Source organism: Streptomyces sp. NPDC053431, assembly GCF_044544925.1.
In the GTDB taxonomy this organism is placed as follows: Bacteria; Actinomycetota; Actinomycetes; order Streptomycetales; family Streptomycetaceae; genus Streptomyces.
Window position 1 is genome coordinate 71,823 of the sequence record NZ_JBITXX010000011.1, and the last position, 16,047, is coordinate 87,869.

The window sequence follows — 16,047 nt, forward strand, 5'->3', positions numbered from 1 at the left end:
CCTGGCGCGTACCCACCGGCGGGCCGGCTCGTGCGCGCACCCGCGCCTTCCACCGGCCGGCCCCGTGGGTCAGACCCGGCGTTCCAGGACCTGGCCCGGCCAGTCGCCGACCGTGAAGGTCTCCGTGCGGGTGAAGCCCTGGCGTTCGTAGTAGGTGACCAGGCGGCCCTCGCCGCCCGCGTAGCAGTCGACGCGCAGCAGGGAGACGCCCAGGCGGCGGGTCTCCTCGGCGGCGTGGGCGAGGAGGGCCGCGCCGACGCCGTGGCCGTGCCGGCGGCCGTCGGTCGCGAGGTAGCGGACGTACTGCTCCGGCTCGTCCGCGGGCGCCACGTACGAGCCCGGGTGCGGGGTGAGGGTGAGCGTGCCCACGGGGACGCCGTCGATCTCCGCGATCCACGGGCTGCCCTCGGCCACGACCCGCTCCACCGCCTCCACGGTCTTCGGCCGGGCGCTGAACGGCTCGGTCCCCCACTGGGCGGTGATGCCCCGCTCGTTGAGCCAGACGACCGCGCTGTCGTATATCGCCAGCATCGCGGGAACGTCCGCGGGCCCGCCCTGCCTGATCTTGATCCCGGTGTCCATCCGGCCGAGGTTAGTCCCTGCCACACTCGACCCATGAGGCTTTTCGCTGCCGTCATGCCCCCGCCCGCGCAGCTCGACGAGCTGGGCCGCGAGGTCGACCGCCTCACGCACCTGTCCGGGGCGGACCGGCTGCGCTGGGCCGCGCGGCCCGGCTGGCACTTCACCCTCGCGTTCATGGGCGAGGTCGACGAGGACCTGCTGCCCGACCTCCGGGCCCGGCTCGGCCGGGCCGCGTACCGCACCCGCCCCTTCCCGCTGCGGCTGCACGGCGGCGGGCACTTCGGCCGGGCGGTGCTGTGGACGGGCGCGGCCGGCGACCTGGACGAGATGCGGCTGCTCGCCGAGCGCGCCGACGCCGCCGCCCGCCGCGCCGGGGTCCCGATGGACGAGCACCGCCGCTACCAGGCCCACCTCACCGTGGCCCGCTCCCGCGCCAACGACGTCGACCTGCGCCCCTTCGTCGAGGCGCTCGCCCCCTTCGAGGGCACCCGCTGGCAGGTCTCCGAGCTCGCCCTCGTCCGCAGCAACCTGCCCGGCGGCGGCACAAGCGGGGCCCAGCCGCGCTACGAGACGGTCGGCGCCTGGCCACTGGGCGGGCCAGGTTAACCTCGAAGGGTGGACCCGAAAACCCGTAACCGGATCATGGCCGGTGTGCTCGTCCTGATGTTCGCGATCATCGCGGTGGCGTCCGTGGTGAGCTGATCCCCGGCACGGGCCCCGGCCTGGGCCCCGGCGCCGAGGCCCCGCCGAAGCCGTGGCGGCCCTTGCTCGCGCCCACCCGAAGGCATTGGGTGGAGCCTCATGGAGTACACGCAGCTCGGACGCACGGGACTCAAGGTCGGCCGGCTCGTCCTCGGCACGATGAACTTCGGACCGCAGACGGACGAGGCCACCAGTCACGCGATCATGGACACCGCGCTCGACGCGGGCCTCAACTTCTTCGACACGGCGAACGTCTACGGCCAGAGCGCGGGCAAGGGGCGGACGGAGGAGATCATCGGCTCCTGGTTCGCCCAGGACCCGTCCCACCGCGACAGGGTGGTCCTCGCCACCAAGATGTACGGGAACATGACCGAGGGCGGGCCGGCCTGGCCCAACCACGACAAGCTGTCCGCCGTGAACATCCGCCGCGCCGTGGAGGGCAGCCTCAGGCGGCTCGGCACCGACCGGATCGACGTCTACCAGTTCCACCACGTCGACCGCCTGACGCCCTTCGAGGAGATCTGGCAGGCCGTCGACGTCCTGATCCAGCAGGGCAAGATCCTCTACGCCGGCTCCTCGAACTTCCCCGGCTACAAGATCGCCCAGGCCAACGAGGCCGCCGCCCGGCGCGGCATGGTCGGCCTCGTCAGCGAGCAGTGCCACTACAACCTCTTCGAGCGGCGCGCCGAGATGGAGGTGATCCCGGCGGCCCGGGAGTACGGCCTCGGTGTCATCCCCTGGTCCCCGCTGGCCGGCGGCCTGCTCGGCGGCGTCGTCCGCAGGACGGCCGAGGGCGGGCGGCGGGCCGGCGGCCGGACACCCGGCCGGCTCGCCGACCCGACGGTGCGGGCCCGCGTGGCGGCGTACGAGGACCTGCTCGACCGGCACGGTCTGGACCCCGGTGAGACGGCCCTCGCCTGGCTGCTCACCCGCCCGGGCGTCACCGGCCCGATCATCGGCCCGCGCACCCCGGAGCAGCTGACGAGCGCCCTGCGCGCGTTGGAGCTGAGGCTGGGCGAGGAGGTGCTCACCGCCCTCGACGAGATCTTCCCGGGGCCGGGACCGGCACCGGAGGCGTTCGCGTGGTGAGCAGGCCCTGACGGGACCGGCGGGTCCCGCCGCGTCAGTCGCGGGGGAACTCGTCGGTCTTGAGGACGAGGTCCAGGGGGGTCTTGGTCAGGTCGAGGTCGGTGCCGAAGGGGACCCGTACCTCCTCGGTGTATTCGCCGTCCTCCGGCTTGGTATGGGCGATGCAGCGGCCGGTGTAGGGGTCGACGATGAGGTAGACGGGCACGCCGGCGGTGGCGTACGCGGTCTTCTTGGGCCCGTAGTCGTTCATGCCGGTGCCCTGGGAGATCACTTCGGCGATGAACTCGACGTCTTCGTAGTTCCAGCGGCCCTTGTCGTTCTTCACGGCGTCGTCCCTGATCTTGGCGACGTCCGGGCAGAACGCGTTGCGATGGCCGGGGAAATCGATCCGTACGTCCGACTTCACCTTCACGCCCCGTCCGAACCGGTCCACCAGTGCCAGGACGATGCTCTGGATGATGTCCCAGTGCGTGTCCCTCTGCGGAACCGTGTAGAGGACTCCCCCGACGACTTCGCTCTTGTGTCCCTCAGGGGCGGTCTCAAGCCATTCGAACAGCTCGTCCAAGGGCACTTCGCGGTCGCTCATGGCCAGCTCGATCCTGTCGTGCTCTACGACGGTCATCGTGGCGCTCCTCCCCGCTGCCGCGTCCGTGCGGGCAGCCGCCGCGGACAACGATACGCATGGCCGCACCGACGCGCGGGTGGCGACAACTCGCCACCGGGCAGGGGTGTCACGCCCCGCCCAGCCAGCTCGTCGCGTCCAGCCGGAAGGTGGTCTCGGCGGGGACGACGGCGCGGAGGGCGGCCTCGAGGTCGCGGACGCGGTCGGGGCCGAGGCGGGTCGTCCACTCGGCGCGGAGGGTGTCGAAGACGGCGGCCGAGCGGGTGAGGGCGTCGACGCCGTGCGGGGTGAGGCGGACGAGTTTGCGGCGGGCGTCGGCGGGGTCGTCGGCGCGTTCGGCGTAGCCGAGGGCGAGGAGGCGGTCGACGGTCTTGCCCGCGGCCTGCTTGGAGACGCCGAGGCGACGCCCGATGTCGCTGGCGGTGGAGCCGGACGGGCCGATGGCCTGGAGGGCGAAACCGTGGGCCGGGCGCATGTCGGGGTGGCCCTGGCGGGCGAGTTCGGCGTGGAGGCGGTCGATGAGCGTGCGGAAGCCGGCGAACAGCAGCAGGGGCAGCTCGAAGCCGGGGGGATCGGTGGGGTCGCCGGCGTCGCCCGAGGCAATCCCCTTGCCCGAATCGACAACCTGGTTTACGTTTTCTCCAGCGACATGGTCAACCATGTTGTCCATTCTATCCGCAGGGGGATCCGTAGTGCAGCTCGACCTCTCCGCCCGAACCGCCGGCGCCGTGGCCCTCCTCAAGGAGTCGCCGCACACCCTCGACGGCTTCCTGAAGCTCAGCCAGATCTTCGAGTCCACCACCCTCGACCCGCACTCCCGCGAGACCGTCATCCTCACCGTCGCCGCCCGCAACCAGTGCCACCTCTGCGTCGACATGCACGAGGCGAAGCTCGCCGCCCTCGGCCCGGCCCCGTCCGGCGAACGCCTCGACGCCGTACGCCGCTTCACCCTCCAGGTGCTCGCCGCCTCGGGCGCCGTGAGCGACGCCGAACTGGACGCCTTCCTCTCCCACGGCTACACCCGCCAGAACGCCCTCGAAGTCGTCCTCGGCATCGGCACGTACACCCTCTCCACCTTCGCCAACCGGATGACCCGGGCCGCCTGACGGGTGATCATGGAAGCATGAACAGCACCAGGAACAACGTCGGTTCGGGATCGCCGCTGGAGCCGGAGATCGGCTTCTCCCGCGCCGTCCGCAAGGGCTCCCACGTCGCCGTCGCCGGCACCGCGCCCCTCGCGGACGGCGGCGGCACCGTCGGTGTCGGCGACGTCTACGCCCAGACCGTGCGCTGCCTCGACATCGCCGAGGCCGCCCTCACGGCGGCCGGTGCCTCGCTCGACGACGTCGTCCGCACCCGGGTGATGCTCACGGACGTCACCCGCTGGAAGGAGGCGGCCAAGGCCCACGGCGAACGCTTCGCCGCCGTACGCCCGGTGACCACCTTCGTCGAGGTCTCGCGCTTCATCGACCCCGACTGGCTGGTCGAGATCGAGGTCGACGCCGTCACGGACGAGCCGGGCGCCCGTCCGGCGGGCTGACCGGCCGACCGGCCGGCTCGGCCAGGCCCCGGTACGGCCCGCCGAGTCCCCACGCCTGGTGCATCGCGTCCGCGAAGGCCGCGGCGAGTCTGTGCTCGCCCGTCGGGCCCGGGTGGGTGCCGTCGTAGGTGTCGGCGTGGATGTCGTACGCCTCCGGGATCGTCGCCAGCAGCAGCGGCGAGGCCGCCGAGTCCAGGTCCGCGACCGTCTTCGCGAGCAGCTCGTTGAAGCGGGCGCACTCGGCGGCGAACGGGGCGTCGTACTCGGCCCGGACGTTCGGGATGACGGGCAGCAGCACCGCCCGGACGCGCGGGTTCGCGGCGCGCGCCGCGGCGACGAAGGCGCGCACGTTCTCCGCCGTCTGGTCGCTGTTGGTGTAGAAGCCCAGGTCGATCAGCCCGAGCGAGATCAGCAACACGTCCGCGCGGGTCGCCGCCACCGTCTCCCCGACGAGCGGCGCCATGTGCAGCCAGCCCTCGCCCCAGCCGGCCAGATGGCGGCGGGCGTCGGCCGGGAAGTCGGGTGCGGCGTACGCGTGGGAGGTGGCGGCGTCGTCGGCCGTCTCGTACAGCGCGGTGCGCGGGCCCACGATCTCGTAGCCGCCGGGCAGCACCGTCTCCAGGTGCCGCCACATGCGGTAGCGCCAGGTGAAGTCGCCGGCGCGTCCGATGGTCATGCTGTCGCCGACGAACAGAAAACGCATGGTCGACATCATCACCGACGCCGCGGCGGGGCGGCGACGTGATCCCTGACACCAGGCTCCGCGCGCTCCGCGGGCGCCTCGATCCCGCCGTGGGCTCCGACGGCCGCCCGACCGCCGCCCGTGGCAGGCTGGGGACCATGCGATCAGCTCTGTGGTGCGCCCTGGGAACGACAGCCCTCGTCCTCGTCACGGCCGCCCCCGCCGGCGCGGCCGACGCCGACCGGGACTTCACCATCGAGGATCCCCGGATCACCGAGTCCAGCGGCCTCGCCGCCAGCCGGGCGCACCCGGGGATCTACTGGACGCACAACGACCAGGACGCGCCCCTGATCTACGGCGTCGACTCCCGTACGGGCCGGACCGTCGCGACCCTCACCATGAAGGGGGTCGGCACGCCCCGCGACATGGAGGCCATCGCCGTCGGGCCGGACGGCGACATCTACGTGGGCGACATCGGGGACAACCTGAACGGCTCCTGGGACCACGTCTGGATCTACCGCTTCCCCGAGCCCGAGCGGCTCGGGGACCAGGCCGTCCGGGCCACCCAGTACGTCGTGAAGTACGCCGACGGGGCCCGCAACGCCGAGGCGCTGATGGTCCATCCGAAGACCGGCCGGGTGTACATCGCCAGCAAGAACGAGGACGGCGGCGGACTGTACGCGGGGCCGGAGCGCCTCGACGCCTCCCGGACGAACGTCTTCCGGCGCGTCGGCGACGTGCCCTGGGTGACCGACGGCGCCTTCTCGCCCGACGGCGACCGGCTCGTGCTGCGCGGCTACCTCATGGCCAGGGAGTACGCGTGGAAGGACGGCCGCCTCGGCGACGAGGGCAGCTCCGTGGGCGCGCCCTTCCAGGGGCAGGCGGAGTCCGTGACCTACACCCCCGACGGCTCGGCCTTCATGTTCGGCTCGGAGGGCCGGAACAGCCGGGTCGTCCGGGTGGAGCGCGAGGGCGCCACCCCGCCGCCCGGGCAGAGCACCGGCCCGGGGGCGCCGCGGACACCTGGGGCGCACTCCGCCGCCGACGCGGACGCGGGCCAGGGCGGTTTCGCCCTCGGCGTCGTCGTCCTCGGTCTGGCCACGATGGCCGTGGTCGGCCTCAAGCGCCTGTTCAGGCGCGGGTAGCGGGCCGGCCGGGAAGAGCCGGAGGGCCCGGCGCCGGACGACGTCCGGTGCCGGGCCCTTCCGTCGACCAGAGGTCAGAGCTTCTCGATCACGTAGTCGATGCAGGCCGTCAGGGCCCGCACGTCGGCCGGGTCGATCGCCGGGAACATCGCGATGCGCAGCTGGTTGCGGCCCAGCTTGCGGTACGGCTCGGTGTCCACGATGCCGTTGGCGCGCAGCGCCTTGGCGACGGCCGCGGCGTCGATGTCGTCCGAGAAGTCGATCGTGCCGATGACCTGCGAGCGCTTCGCCGGGTCGGTGACGAACGGGGTCGCGTACTTCGACTCCTCCGCCCAGCCGTACAGCGCCTGCGAGGACTCCTTCGTCCGGGCCACGGCCCAGTCCAGGCCGCCCTGGCCGTTGATCCACTTCAGCTGCTCGTTGAGCAGGAAGAGGGTCGCGAGGGCCGGGGTGTTGTACGTCTGGTTCTTCAGCGAGTTGTCGATCGCGGTCGGCAGGGAGAAGAACTCCGGGATGTGCCGGCCCGACTCGTGGATCTTCTTCGCGCGCTCCAGCGCGGCCGGCGAGAACGCCGCCAGCCACAGGCCGCCGTCGGCGGCGAAGGACTTCTGCGGGGCGAAGTAGTAGACGTCCGTCTCGGTGATGTCGACCGGCAGGCCGCCGGCGCCCGAGGTCGCGTCCACCAGGACCAGCGCGCCCTCGTCGGCGCCCGCGACCCGCTTCAGCGGGGCGGCGACACCGGTGGAGGTCTCGTTGTGGGTGTAGGCGTAGACGTCGACGCCCGCCTCGGCCACCGGCTCCGGGTGGGTGCCCGGGTCGGAGGAGATCACGGTCGGCTCGGCCAGCCAGGGGGCCAGCTTCGCGGCCTTCGCGAACTTGGAGGAGAACTCGCCGAAGGTGAGGTGCTGCGACTTGTTCTCGATCAGACCGTGGGTCGCGATGTCCCAGAAGGCGGTCGACCCGCCGTTGCCCAGGATCACCTCGTAGCCCTCGGGCAGCGAGAAGAGGTCACTGATGCCGGCACGCACCTCGCCGACCAGGTTCTTGACCTTGGCCTGACGGTGGGAGGTACCGAGGAGGGAGGTGCCGGTGGCGGCCAGGGCGTCCAGCGCCTCCGTACGCACCTTGGAGGGGCCCGCGCCGAAACGGCCATCGGCGGGCTTGATGTCAGCGGGAATCTGGATATCGGCCACGAGGCGGAGCGTATCGGGTCGGAGAAGGCGGCGAAGAGTGATGTCCGCCCGATGAGACGAGGACTGAGACATTCTGTAGTCGTGGGATCACACGAGAACGCGACCGGCGAACTGGCGCACGCCCTGCGGGCCGCCGTGGCGGGGGATGTCGACTTCTCCACCACCGCCCGCGCCCTGACCTCGATGGACGCCTCCAACTACCGGCGGGTGCCGCTCGGCGTGGTCGCCCCGCGCGACGCCGACGACGTGGCCGCCGCGCTGGCGGTCTGCCGTACGCACGGGGTGCCGGTCGTGGCCCGCGGCGGCGGCACGTCCATCGCGGGGCAGGCCACGGGCACCGGCGTCGTGCTCGACTTCACACGCCACATGCGGGAGCTGGTGGCGCTCGACCCGGAGGCGCGCACGGCGGTCGTCCGGCCGGGGCTCGTCCTCGACCGGCTGCGGGAGGCGGCCCGCCCGTACGGGCTGACCTTCGGCCCCGACCCGTCCACGCACAGCCGCTGCACCCTCGGCGGCATGATCGGCAACAACGCCTGCGGCTCCCACTCGGTGGCCTGGGGGACGACCGCCGACAACGTACGGGCCCTGGACGTGCTCACCTACGGCGGCGAGCGGCTGCGCGCCGGCCAGGGGTGGGCGGGGGCGCCGGCCGGGCTGCGGGAGCTCGTCGAGGGGCACCTGGCGCTGATCCGTACGGGATACCCGGAGGGGCTGCCGCGGCGGATCTCCGGGTACGCGCTCGACGCGCTGCTGCCGGAGCGGGGTGCGGACGTGGCGCGCTTCCTGTGCGGGACCGAGGGGACCCTGGGGGTGGTGACGGAGGCGGTCGTGGACCTGGTCCCGCTTCCCGCCGAACCGGTCCTGGTGGTGCTCGGGTACGCCGACGAGAGCGCCGCCGCGGACGCCGCCGCCGGTCTCCTCCGCCACCGGCCGCTGACGGTCGAGGGCATGGCCGCCGATCTCGTACCGGGCGCGGAAGGGCTGCCCCGGGGCGGGGCGTGGCTGTTCGTGGAGGTGGACGGCGCCGCCGCGGCCGCGGAGCTGGTGCGGGCGGCGGACGCGCTCGCGTCCCTCCTGGTCGCCGAGCCGGCCGGACAGCGCGCGCTGTGGCGGATCCGGGAGGACGCGGCCGGGACGGCGACCCGGACGCCCGGCGGCGGGGAGGCCTGGCCGGGCTGGGAGGACTGCGCGGTGCCGCCGGCCCGGCTCGGGGCCTATCTCCGCGACTTCCGCGCCCTGTTGGCGGAGTACGGGCTGCGAGGGACCCCGTACGGGCACTTCGGCGACGGCTGCGTCCACGTCCGCATCGACTTCGACCTGTGGACGCGGGAGGGCGTGGGGCGCTTCCGGGAGTTCTCCGAGGCGGTCGCCGGCCTCGTGGTCTCCCACGGCGGCTCGCTGTCCGGCGAACACGGCGACGGGCAGGCCCGGGCCGAACTGCTGCCGAGGATGTACGGGGGCGAGCTCGTCGCCCTGTTCGGCGCGGTCAAGGACCGGTGGGACCCGGCGGGCGGCCTGAACCCGGGCATGCTGGTCCGGCCCGAGCCGCTGGACGCGGGGCTGCGCTTCGCCGGCCTGCCGGTGGTGGGGCTCGGCCGTGCGGTCGCCCGGTGCGTCGGGGTCGCGAAGTGCCGGGTGGACGGCCCGGGTTCGGGGCCGGGCGTGATGTGCCCCTCGTACCGGGCGACGGGGGAGGAGAAGCACTCCACGCGCGGCCGGGCCCGGCTGCTCCACGAGATGGCGCTCGGCGAGGTGATCACCGACGGGCTGCGGTCGGAGGAGGTCCGCGAGGCGCTCGACCTGTGCCTCTCCTGCAAGGGCTGCCGCAGCGACTGTCCGGTGGGCGTCGACATGGCCGCGTACAAGGCGGAGTTCCTCGCCGGCCACTACGCCAGGCGCCCCTTCGCGCGCCCCCGCTCCCACTGGACGATGGGCGGACTGCCGCACTGGCTCGACCTGTTCGGGCGCGGCCTCGACGTGGCCGTGCGGCTGCCCTTCGCGGCCCGGCTGGCGGGCGTCACGCCGCAGCGGGCGCTGCCGAGGGTGGCGGAGCGGTCCTTCACGTCCTGGTTCGGCGAACGGGCCTCGGACCGCCCGCCCGCCCTCACCCTCTGGCCCGACACCTTCACCGACCACCTCGCCCCCCAGGTGGGCCGGGCGGCCGTGCGCGTCCTGGAGGCCGCCGGGCTCGGCGTGACGCTGCCGCCCGGCCGGGTCTGCTGCGGCCTCACCTACGTCTCGACCGGCCGGCTCGGCACGGCGCGGAAGGTGATGCGGCGGGCCCTCGACGTCATGGACCGGACCACCGGGCCCGTCGTGGTCCTCGAACCCTCCTGCGCCGCCGCCCTCCGCACCGACCTGCCCGAACTCCTCCCCGACGACCCCCGCGCGGCCCGTCTCGCCGCCTCCGTACGCACCTTCGCCGAGGCCCTGGAGGAGCTGGCCCCCGACTGGGAGCCGCCCCGCCTCGCCCGCCCGGCCACCGGCCAGACCCACTGCCACCAGCACGCCGTCCTGGGCGACACCGCGGACCGGCGTCTGCGCCGGCGCGCGGGCCTGGCGGGAGACCTGGCGGGCGGCTGCTGCGGCCTCGCGGGCAACTTCGGCTTCGAGCCGGGCCACTACGAGGTGTCGGTGGCCTGCGCCGAGGACCGGCTCCTCCCGGCCCTCCGCACCGCGCCCGCGGACGCGGTCGTACTGGCCGACGGCTTCTCGTGCCGCACCCAGATCGCCCACCTGACACCGGAACGGCACCCGCGGCACGTGGCGGAGGTGCTGGCCGAGGCGCTGGACGGGTAGCGGGGACGACGGGGAAGGATCCGGGTATGAATCCTGCCCTCGTGCGACAGCGGCTGTCCCTGAGGGAGTTGGGCGCCGACGACGTCACGGCCGTGCACGCCGTCTACGGCTCCGCCCGGGCCACCGAGCACCTCAGCTTCCCGCCCCGCACCCGGGACGAGGTGCGCGCGATCGTCGAACGGTCGATGGCGTCCGCCCGCGCCGTCCCCCGCCAGGAGTACGCGCTCGCGGTCGTCGAGCGCGCGACCGGCGACCTCGTCGGGGTCGGCAGACTCGCGCTCGACCCGCACCAGCAGCAGGCGGCCACCATGGGCATCGCCCTGCGCCCCGAGTCCTGGGGCGTCGGCTACGGCCGGGAGGCCGTCGGCCTGCTCCTCGACGTCGCCTTCGACGACCTCGCCCTCCACCGGGTGTGGGCGGCCCGCGCCCCGCTCAACACCGCCTCCGCCCGCACCCTGCTCGCCGCCGGCCTGACGGAGGAGGGCCGGATCCGCGGCCACGTCCACGTCCGCGGCGCGTGGCGCGACTCGGTCACGTACGGGATCCTCCGGGAGGAGTGGGAGGCCCTTCGTCCTCCGCCTCCGCCTCCCTCCTGACCTGGTCGCCCGCACGGACGACGGTGGCGCCGTGGTCGAGCCACCAGCGGAGCGTCGCGGGGTCGGTGCACTCCTCGATGTGCCGGGCGACGGCCTCGGGCAGCGCGATGCCCCGCACCTCGAACACACGCAGGACCGCGTCGCTGAAGCCGTGCGCCTTGCCTTCGAGGTACGTCTCCTCGACGAGGGTTCCCCGGCCCGGGAAGTAGGTGCCTGGAGATCGTGGCATCAGAAGAGTTCCTCGACGCGCGCCACGGTGATCGCGCGTTCCAGCCACCTGCCGAGCATCTCGGTGTCGAGGCACTCCGAGATGCGGCGGCCGTCGTCCTCCGACACCTCGATGCCCCGGGCCGCCAGCACCCGCAGGATCGACATGGCCGTGCCCTCGGCCAGGCCTTCGGCCTTGCCTTCCGCCAGGCCTTCGGCCTTGCCTTCCGCCAGGCCCTCGGCCTTGCCGTCCGCCTTGCCTTCGAGGTACGTCTCCTCGACGAGGGTGCCTCGCCCGGGGAAGTAGGTGCCCACCGCCATGAGTTTCCTCCAGGTGTCCCTGGCCGGGGTCTCGCCCAGGCCGATCTCCAGCATTTCCGAGTAGTACTTGAAGGAGGCGGGGTCAGCCGTGCCCAGCGCCTTCGCCAGGGCCTCCAGTATGGCCGGGGCTTCCTGATGTGTGCCATGAGTCATGGCACTGAAGGCGGTCATCGCGAGGTTCCGCGCCGCCTCGGCAGGGTCCGTGATGACGGGGACGTTGTCCGGGCCGAGGACGAGCGGGTGAAGGCTGAGCGCCGTCCACGGGCCGTAGCCGCTGCGGAAGGGGCCGCTCGCCCACCGTGCCGTGGAGCGGTCCTGGCAGACCACCAGGAGCAGCGCCGGGAGGCCGTACTTGGCCCTGAGGTAGCCGAGGTAGTAGGTCCAGCTGGACGCCTTGTCCCGGTCCCGGCGGCCCTGTGCCTCGACAGCGAGAAGGAAGCCGTCGCCTTCGGGGGGCTCGACCCGCAGGACCGTGTCCACACGGCGCTCCAAGGGGCGGATCTCGGTGGTGTCGGGGGTGAGGACCTCGACCGTCGCCTTGACCGGCAGGGGTACGCCGAGGATCTGGAAGACCGGGGGAAGTAAATCCGGGCGGTCCTGGAAGATCCGGTGCGAGGTCTCGTGGGTGGAGGTGACCATGCGGCGAAGGTAGGGGCGTTCGGCGGGCGTGCGCTTGCCTTTGGCATATGACTACTCGTGTGGGTGATCCGCGGCCTCCCGGGCGATCTCCCTCGCCATCGTCACCAGGGCCTCCGTCGCCGGATGGCGGTCGCCGTCGCGCCAGGCCAGGAGGACCGGGACCGGCGGGGCGTCGGGGAGGGAGCGGTAGGTGACGCCCGGGTGGGGGTGGAGGGTGGCCGTCGAGGCGGCCGAGACGCCGATGCCCCGGCCCGCGGCGATCGCGGTGAGCCAGTCGTCGGTGTTCGCCACCGTCAGGGTCGAGCGGGGGCGCGCGTCGGCGGGCCACAGGTCGAGGGTCGTGGTGCCGGAGACGGGGTTGAGGATCGCCGTCTCCGCGGTGAGGTCCGCCAGGGTGAGCGCGGGGCGGCCGGTGAGCGGGCTGTCGGAGGGGACGGCGGCCACCCGCGGCTCCGTGAGGAGTTCCTCCGTCGCCAGGCCCGGGATGTCCAGGCTCTCCACCGGTCCCCGCAGCAGCGCCGCGTCCACCTCGCCGCGCAGCAGACCGGCCGTGCGGTCGTCGATCCTGAGCAGTTCGAGCCGGGTCTCCGGGTGCTCCCGCTGCCAGCGGCGCAGCAGCGGGGTCGTGTACGGGCCGAAGGCCGCCCACGCGTGGCCGAGGCGGAGTGGGCGGTGGCGGAGCCGTCCCGGGTCGACGGCCGCGTCGAAGGCGGCGACCGCCGCCACGGCCCGGTCGTGGAAGGCGCGGCCCTCGGGCGTGAGGGCCAGGTGGTGGGTGGAGCGGTCGACGAGCCGGGCGCCGACGTGCTTCTCCAAAGCGGCGAGCGTGCGGGAGACCGCCGGCTGGGTGAGGTGGAGCCGGGCGGCCGCCCGGGTCAGGTTGCCCTCGTCGGCGATGGCGAGGAAGCAGCGGAGGTGGCGCAGCTCGATGCTCGTGCGGCTCATGCGTGCGGAGCATAACCGCAGCCCAATCGGCATTTCACGCGGCGCGCGGGGGTGCCTAGCGTGAAGGGTGGAGTCCTGGGGGGTGGTGCATTACTCTGGACTGTATGGTTCATAGTAGTGGACCTTGATCGTTCGCGGGGCCCGCAGCGGCCCGCACGGTTCCGCACGTTCGTTAGGAGCACGCCGGTGGACAGCCCGGTTCAGGACGCACCCGCCGTGGCCCCCGCCACCGTCCCCGCCACCCCGCGCCCGGTCCGGCCCAACCGGCTCGGGCCCGTCGCCCTCGTCGTCGCCGGCGGCCTCTCCGTCCAGTTCGGGTCCGCCGTCGCCGTGCTCCTCATGCCCCGGGCCGGCGCCCTCGGCGTCGTCACCCTGCGGCTCGTCCTCGCCGCCGCCGTCCTGCTGATCGCCTGCCGGCCCAAGGTCCGCGGCTACGGCCGCGCCGACTGGGGCACCGTGCTCGCCTTCGGCGCCGCCATGTCCGGCATGAACATCCTCTTCTACCTGTCGGTCGACCGGATCCCGCTCGGCGCCGCCGTCACCCTCGAAGTGCTCGGCCCGCTCGCCCTCTCCGTCATCGCCTCCCGCCGCCTGATGAACCTCCTCTGGGCGGGCCTCGCCCTCGGCGGCGTCGTCCTCCTCAGCGGCGGCGGCTTCGACCGGCTCGACCCGGCCGGCGCGGGCTTCGCGCTCGCCGCGGGCGCCATGTGGGCCACGTACATCGTCTTCAGCGCCCGGACCGGCCGGCGCTTCCCGCAGGCCGACGGCCTGGCCCTCGCGATGGCCTTCGGTGCCGTCCTCAGCCTGCCGTTCGGCATCGCGGAGGCGGGCGGCCGACTGCTCGTCCCCTCGACCGTCGGGCTCGGTCTCGCGGTGGCGCTGATGTCCTCCGTCCTGCCCTACACCCTCGAACTGCTCGCCCTGCGCCGCCTTCCCGCGCCCACCTTCGCCATCCTCATGAGCCTGGAACCGGCCATCGCCGCCACCGCCGGCTTCCTCGTCCTCCACCAGGCCCTCGGCCTGACGGACGCCCTCGCCATCGGACTCGTCATCGCGGCGAGCATGGGCGCGGTGCGGACCCAGATGCCCAGGAAGGTCCCGGAGCTCGCCTGAACCGGCGCGGTCTGACCTGGCCCGCTGGCCCCTTTGGCCCGCTGGCCCCTTTGGCCCGTTGGCCCGTTGGCCCGTTGGCCCGCTGGCCCGTTGGCCTGGCCCCTGGCCTCGCCGGCCCACCTGACCTGGCCGGCCTGGCGCCCCGGCCTGGCCTGACCCGATCCCGTCGATCTTTGGCCCGCGGCCGGTTTCCCGGCCGCGGGCGCTCGCGCAGGATGGGGCCATGGCCCTTGAGATGCGCGAACGCTGCGAACGCTGCGAGACGACCGCCCTGCCCGTCGACGCCCCCGCCCGGATCTGTACGTACGAGTGCACCTACTGCGTGCCGTGCGCCGACGCGATGAACGACGTCTGCCCCAACTGCGGCGGAGAACTGGTCGCCAGGCCTCGCCGCGCCGCCTGAGGCCCCGGCCCTCCGGGCTCCCCGTTTCCTCCGGGCTCGCCGTTTCCTCCGGGCTCAGTGCTCCCGGTGGGTCCGGGTCCGCCGCCGGGTCCCGACGAGGAGAGCGCCCGCCGCCGTCAGGGCCGCCGCCGTGCCGGCCACGGCCGACAACGGACCGGAGCCGGTGTCCGCGAGGTTGCCGCCGGTGCCGCCGATGCCGCCGTGTGCGGAGTGCGAGGGCCGCGGGGTGGCGGTCGTCGTGGACGGCGAGGGCGTCGGGCGGGGAGTCGGCGTGGTCGTGGGCTTCGGCCGGCCGTCCTTGAGGATCGTGATGACGATCGCGTCCGTGTCGTTCTCCTTCACCGGGTCGAGCGCCGAGCCGGAGTACAGGCTCGTCTGCACCCTGTGGGTCGTGCCCGCCAGGGCCTCGGCGAAGTTCCAGGTGAAGGGAAAGGTGACGCTCTCGCCCCGGGCGAGGTCGGTGTACTCCTCGCAGATCGCCGTGCCCGGGTCCCACCAGCAGCGCGCGTCGTAGCGCTTCGGGAAGCGGTCGTAGCCGTTGTAGACGGCGACGACGACCTCCCCGGCCGTCGCGGGCCCGTTGTTCGTCACCACGAGCTCGGCCGTGACGTCCTCGCCGGGGCGTACGGACCGCGCCGACGGCCGCCAGTGGACCGCGAGGTCCGCGGGGGCGGCGACCTTGACGGTGGCCGACGCGGTGTTGTCGGCGGGCCTGCTGTCGGTGGCGTCGACCGGGGTTGCCGTGGCGGTGAGGGTCAGCCTGCTGCCGGCGGCCACGTCCTTGTCGAGCCGGAGGGTCACCGGCACGCTCGAGGAGCCGTGGTCGGTCGACAGACGGCAGGTGAACGACCGCCCGCCCGCGCCCGGTTCACAGGGGATCGCACGGTCACCCTCCGCGTACGTGATCCCGGTGGGCAACGGGACGACCACGTCCACCCGCTTCACCGGAGCTGAACCCGCCCTGACGTCCGCGCCGACGTGCACGTCGAAGGAGCCGCCCGGGGCCACCGACGTCGGGGCCGTGAGGAGCGAGGCCGCCACGTCGACCAGCTCGCTGCCGGGGGCCGCCGGAGCGGCCGGAGCGGCCGGAGCGGTGGGGGCCGCCGGGGCGGTGGGTGCTGTGTCGGCCGCCGGGGCGGTCGGTGCCTCCGGCGCGGCCTGGGCCGCCGCGACCGGAAGGGCCAGCAGCAGGGCGGCTGTGGATCCGGCCGCCGTCGTCCTGAAGCCCATGGAGTGCCCACCTCGCCCGTCCGTGTCGGATAGCCGGCGGAGAGTTGGACGGCCCGACCGGACGAAGGGTTGTACGGCCCGACCGGGCGAAGGGTGCACGGCCCGACCCGGCGAAGGGTTGCACGGCCCGACCGGGCGAGGAGGTGTACGGCAGGCGGCGCGTGGGCCCTCGGGAAAATCTAAAGCAAGCACGCTTGATTGTTTCTTTCGCGGCTGCCATGCTCCTCACGCACGTCCGT

At 73.6% G+C, this 16,047-nt stretch carries 18 protein-coding genes; 9 read left to right on the top strand and 9 right to left on the bottom strand.

The window, feature by feature from the left end; translation table 11 throughout:
- Positions 1-69 precede the first annotated feature (69 nt).
- A complete protein-coding gene (locus ACIGXE_RS24175; RefSeq protein ID WP_399750697.1) occupies positions 70-582 on the bottom strand; it encodes a GNAT family N-acetyltransferase in 513 nt (170 codons plus the stop codon).
- A 33-nt stretch (positions 583-615) separates the two neighbouring features.
- Between ACIGXE_RS24175 and thpR the strand changes: the two genes are divergently transcribed.
- On the top strand, positions 616-1,188 hold the full coding sequence (thpR, locus tag ACIGXE_RS24180; protein ID WP_399750699.1) for an RNA 2',3'-cyclic phosphodiesterase: 573 nt from the start codon (positions 616-618) through the stop codon (positions 1,186-1,188).
- Between the two features lie 195 nt (positions 1,189-1,383).
- Positions 1,384-2,373: an aldo/keto reductase gene (locus ACIGXE_RS24185; protein WP_399750701.1), complete on the top strand. Its 990-nt coding sequence runs from the start codon at positions 1,384-1,386 to the stop codon at positions 2,371-2,373.
- A 34-nt stretch (positions 2,374-2,407) separates the two neighbouring features.
- On the opposite strand, the gene ACIGXE_RS24190 is transcribed toward ACIGXE_RS24185, so the two are convergent.
- Both ACIGXE_RS24190 and ACIGXE_RS24195 read right to left on the bottom strand, forming a co-directional pair.
- The gene (locus ACIGXE_RS24190; protein ID WP_399750703.1) at positions 2,408-2,995 is read right to left on the bottom strand and encodes a Uma2 family endonuclease; all 588 of its coding nucleotides are present in this window, start codon (positions 2,993-2,995) and stop codon (positions 2,408-2,410) included.
- A gap of 109 nt (positions 2,996-3,104) precedes the next feature.
- The gene (locus ACIGXE_RS24195; protein WP_399750705.1) at positions 3,105-3,656 is read right to left on the bottom strand and encodes a MarR family winged helix-turn-helix transcriptional regulator; all 552 of its coding nucleotides are present in this window, start codon (positions 3,654-3,656) and stop codon (positions 3,105-3,107) included.
- 31 nt (positions 3,657-3,687) lie between these two features.
- Between ACIGXE_RS24195 and ACIGXE_RS24200 the strand changes: the two genes are divergently transcribed.
- Positions 3,688-4,101 (top strand): carboxymuconolactone decarboxylase family protein, encoded by a 414-nt coding sequence (locus ACIGXE_RS24200; RefSeq protein ID WP_399750707.1) that lies wholly within the window; start codon positions 3,688-3,690, stop codon positions 4,099-4,101.
- Between the two features lie 17 nt (positions 4,102-4,118).
- Positions 4,119-4,535, top strand: coding sequence for a Rid family hydrolase (locus ACIGXE_RS24205; protein WP_399750709.1), 417 nt, complete (start codon positions 4,119-4,121; stop codon positions 4,533-4,535).
- Here ACIGXE_RS24205 and ACIGXE_RS24210 read toward each other — a convergent pair.
- On the bottom strand, positions 4,501-5,238 hold the full coding sequence (locus ACIGXE_RS24210; RefSeq protein ID WP_399750711.1) for a GDSL-type esterase/lipase family protein: 738 nt from the start codon (positions 5,236-5,238) through the stop codon (positions 4,501-4,503). The two genes, ACIGXE_RS24205 and ACIGXE_RS24210, sit on opposite strands and share 35 nt — an antisense overlap.
- A gap of 137 nt (positions 5,239-5,375) precedes the next feature.
- Here ACIGXE_RS24210 and ACIGXE_RS24215 point away from each other — a divergent pair, with 137 nt between their 5' ends.
- Positions 5,376-6,362 (top strand): WD40 repeat domain-containing protein, encoded by a 987-nt coding sequence (locus tag ACIGXE_RS24215; RefSeq protein ID WP_399750713.1) that lies wholly within the window; start codon positions 5,376-5,378, stop codon positions 6,360-6,362.
- Positions 6,363-6,436: 74 nt separating this feature from the next.
- Here ACIGXE_RS24215 and serC read toward each other — a convergent pair whose 3' ends face one another.
- The gene (serC, locus tag ACIGXE_RS24220) at positions 6,437-7,555 is read right to left on the bottom strand and encodes a phosphoserine transaminase (protein ID WP_399750715.1); all 1,119 of its coding nucleotides are present in this window, start codon (positions 7,553-7,555) and stop codon (positions 6,437-6,439) included.
- A 51-nt stretch (positions 7,556-7,606) separates the two neighbouring features.
- Here serC and ACIGXE_RS24225 point away from each other — a divergent pair, with 51 nt between their 5' ends.
- The gene (locus tag ACIGXE_RS24225) at positions 7,607-10,354 is read left to right on the top strand and encodes an FAD-binding and (Fe-S)-binding domain-containing protein (RefSeq protein ID WP_399750717.1); all 2,748 of its coding nucleotides are present in this window, start codon (positions 7,607-7,609) and stop codon (positions 10,352-10,354) included.
- Between the two features lie 26 nt (positions 10,355-10,380).
- Positions 10,381-10,950, top strand: coding sequence for a GNAT family N-acetyltransferase (locus ACIGXE_RS24230; RefSeq protein ID WP_399750719.1), 570 nt, complete (start codon positions 10,381-10,383; stop codon positions 10,948-10,950).
- On the opposite strand, the gene ACIGXE_RS24235 is transcribed toward ACIGXE_RS24230, so the two are convergent.
- Genes ACIGXE_RS24235 through ACIGXE_RS24245 form a run of 3 tightly spaced genes read right to left on the bottom strand, consistent with a single transcriptional unit; the run spans position 10,886 to position 13,095 of the window.
- Positions 10,886-11,179, bottom strand: coding sequence for a hypothetical protein (locus ACIGXE_RS24235; RefSeq protein WP_399750721.1), 294 nt, complete (start codon positions 11,177-11,179; stop codon positions 10,886-10,888). The genes ACIGXE_RS24230 and ACIGXE_RS24235 overlap by 65 nt on opposite strands.
- Positions 11,179-12,117: a hypothetical protein gene (locus ACIGXE_RS24240; RefSeq protein WP_399750723.1), complete on the bottom strand. Its 939-nt coding sequence runs from the start codon at positions 12,115-12,117 to the stop codon at positions 11,179-11,181. Before ACIGXE_RS24240 ends, ACIGXE_RS24235 begins: the two co-directional genes overlap by 1 nt.
- A 51-nt stretch (positions 12,118-12,168) precedes the next feature.
- On the bottom strand, positions 12,169-13,095 hold the full coding sequence (locus ACIGXE_RS24245) for a LysR family transcriptional regulator (RefSeq protein ID WP_399750725.1): 927 nt from the start codon (positions 13,093-13,095) through the stop codon (positions 12,169-12,171).
- 183 nt (positions 13,096-13,278) lie between these two features.
- Here ACIGXE_RS24245 and ACIGXE_RS24250 point away from each other — a divergent pair, with 183 nt between their 5' ends.
- Together ACIGXE_RS24250 and ACIGXE_RS24255 are read left to right on the top strand one after the other, a co-directional pair.
- Positions 13,279-14,175, top strand: coding sequence for an EamA family transporter (locus ACIGXE_RS24250; RefSeq protein WP_399751069.1), 897 nt, complete (start codon positions 13,279-13,281; stop codon positions 14,173-14,175).
- 223 nt (positions 14,176-14,398) lie between these two features.
- Positions 14,399-14,578, top strand: coding sequence for a DUF1272 domain-containing protein (locus ACIGXE_RS24255; RefSeq protein ID WP_399750727.1), 180 nt, complete (start codon positions 14,399-14,401; stop codon positions 14,576-14,578).
- 54 nt (positions 14,579-14,632) lie between these two features.
- Here the strand turns inward: ACIGXE_RS24255 and ACIGXE_RS24260 are convergent, their stop codons facing one another.
- Positions 14,633-15,808, bottom strand: a complete 1,176-nt coding sequence (locus tag ACIGXE_RS24260) for a hypothetical protein (RefSeq protein ID WP_399750729.1) — start codon at positions 15,806-15,808, stop codon at positions 14,633-14,635.
- Between the last annotated feature and the right edge of the window lie 239 nt (positions 15,809-16,047).

What these genes read in the sequence shown, in the direction of transcription:
- ACIGXE_RS24205 (WP_399750709.1), top strand. Translation starts at nt 4,119, where the DNA reads ATGAACAGCACCAGGAACAACGTCGGTTCGGGATCGCCGCTGGAGCCG.
- ACIGXE_RS24190 (WP_399750703.1), bottom strand. Translation starts at nt 2,995, where the DNA reads ATGACCGTCGTAGAGCACGACAGGATCGAGCTGGCCATGAGCGACCGC.
- ACIGXE_RS24245 (WP_399750725.1), bottom strand. Translation starts at nt 13,095, where the DNA reads ATGCCGATTGGGCTGCGGTTATGCTCCGCACGCATGAGCCGCACGAGC.
- ACIGXE_RS24185 (WP_399750701.1), top strand. Translation starts at nt 1,384, where the DNA reads ATGGAGTACACGCAGCTCGGACGCACGGGACTCAAGGTCGGCCGGCTC.
- ACIGXE_RS24215 (WP_399750713.1), top strand. Translation starts at nt 5,376, where the DNA reads ATGCGATCAGCTCTGTGGTGCGCCCTGGGAACGACAGCCCTCGTCCTC.
- ACIGXE_RS24240 (WP_399750723.1), bottom strand. Translation starts at nt 12,117, where the DNA reads ATGGTCACCTCCACCCACGAGACCTCGCACCGGATCTTCCAGGACCGC.
- ACIGXE_RS24225 (WP_399750717.1), top strand. Translation starts at nt 7,607, where the DNA reads ATGAGACGAGGACTGAGACATTCTGTAGTCGTGGGATCACACGAGAAC.
- thpR (WP_399750699.1), top strand. Translation starts at nt 616, where the DNA reads ATGAGGCTTTTCGCTGCCGTCATGCCCCCGCCCGCGCAGCTCGACGAG.
- ACIGXE_RS24255 (WP_399750727.1), top strand. Translation starts at nt 14,399, where the DNA reads ATGGCCCTTGAGATGCGCGAACGCTGCGAACGCTGCGAGACGACCGCC.
- ACIGXE_RS24175 (WP_399750697.1), bottom strand. Translation starts at nt 582, where the DNA reads ATGGACACCGGGATCAAGATCAGGCAGGGCGGGCCCGCGGACGTTCCC.
- ACIGXE_RS24210 (WP_399750711.1), bottom strand. Translation starts at nt 5,238, where the DNA reads ATGCGTTTTCTGTTCGTCGGCGACAGCATGACCATCGGACGCGCCGGC.
- ACIGXE_RS24230 (WP_399750719.1), top strand. Translation starts at nt 10,381, where the DNA reads ATGAATCCTGCCCTCGTGCGACAGCGGCTGTCCCTGAGGGAGTTGGGC.
- ACIGXE_RS24235 (WP_399750721.1), bottom strand. Translation starts at nt 11,179, where the DNA reads ATGCCACGATCTCCAGGCACCTACTTCCCGGGCCGGGGAACCCTCGTC.
- ACIGXE_RS24260 (WP_399750729.1), bottom strand. Translation starts at nt 15,808, where the DNA reads ATGGGCTTCAGGACGACGGCGGCCGGATCCACAGCCGCCCTGCTGCTG.
- ACIGXE_RS24195 (WP_399750705.1), bottom strand. Translation starts at nt 3,656, where the DNA reads ATGGTTGACCATGTCGCTGGAGAAAACGTAAACCAGGTTGTCGATTCG.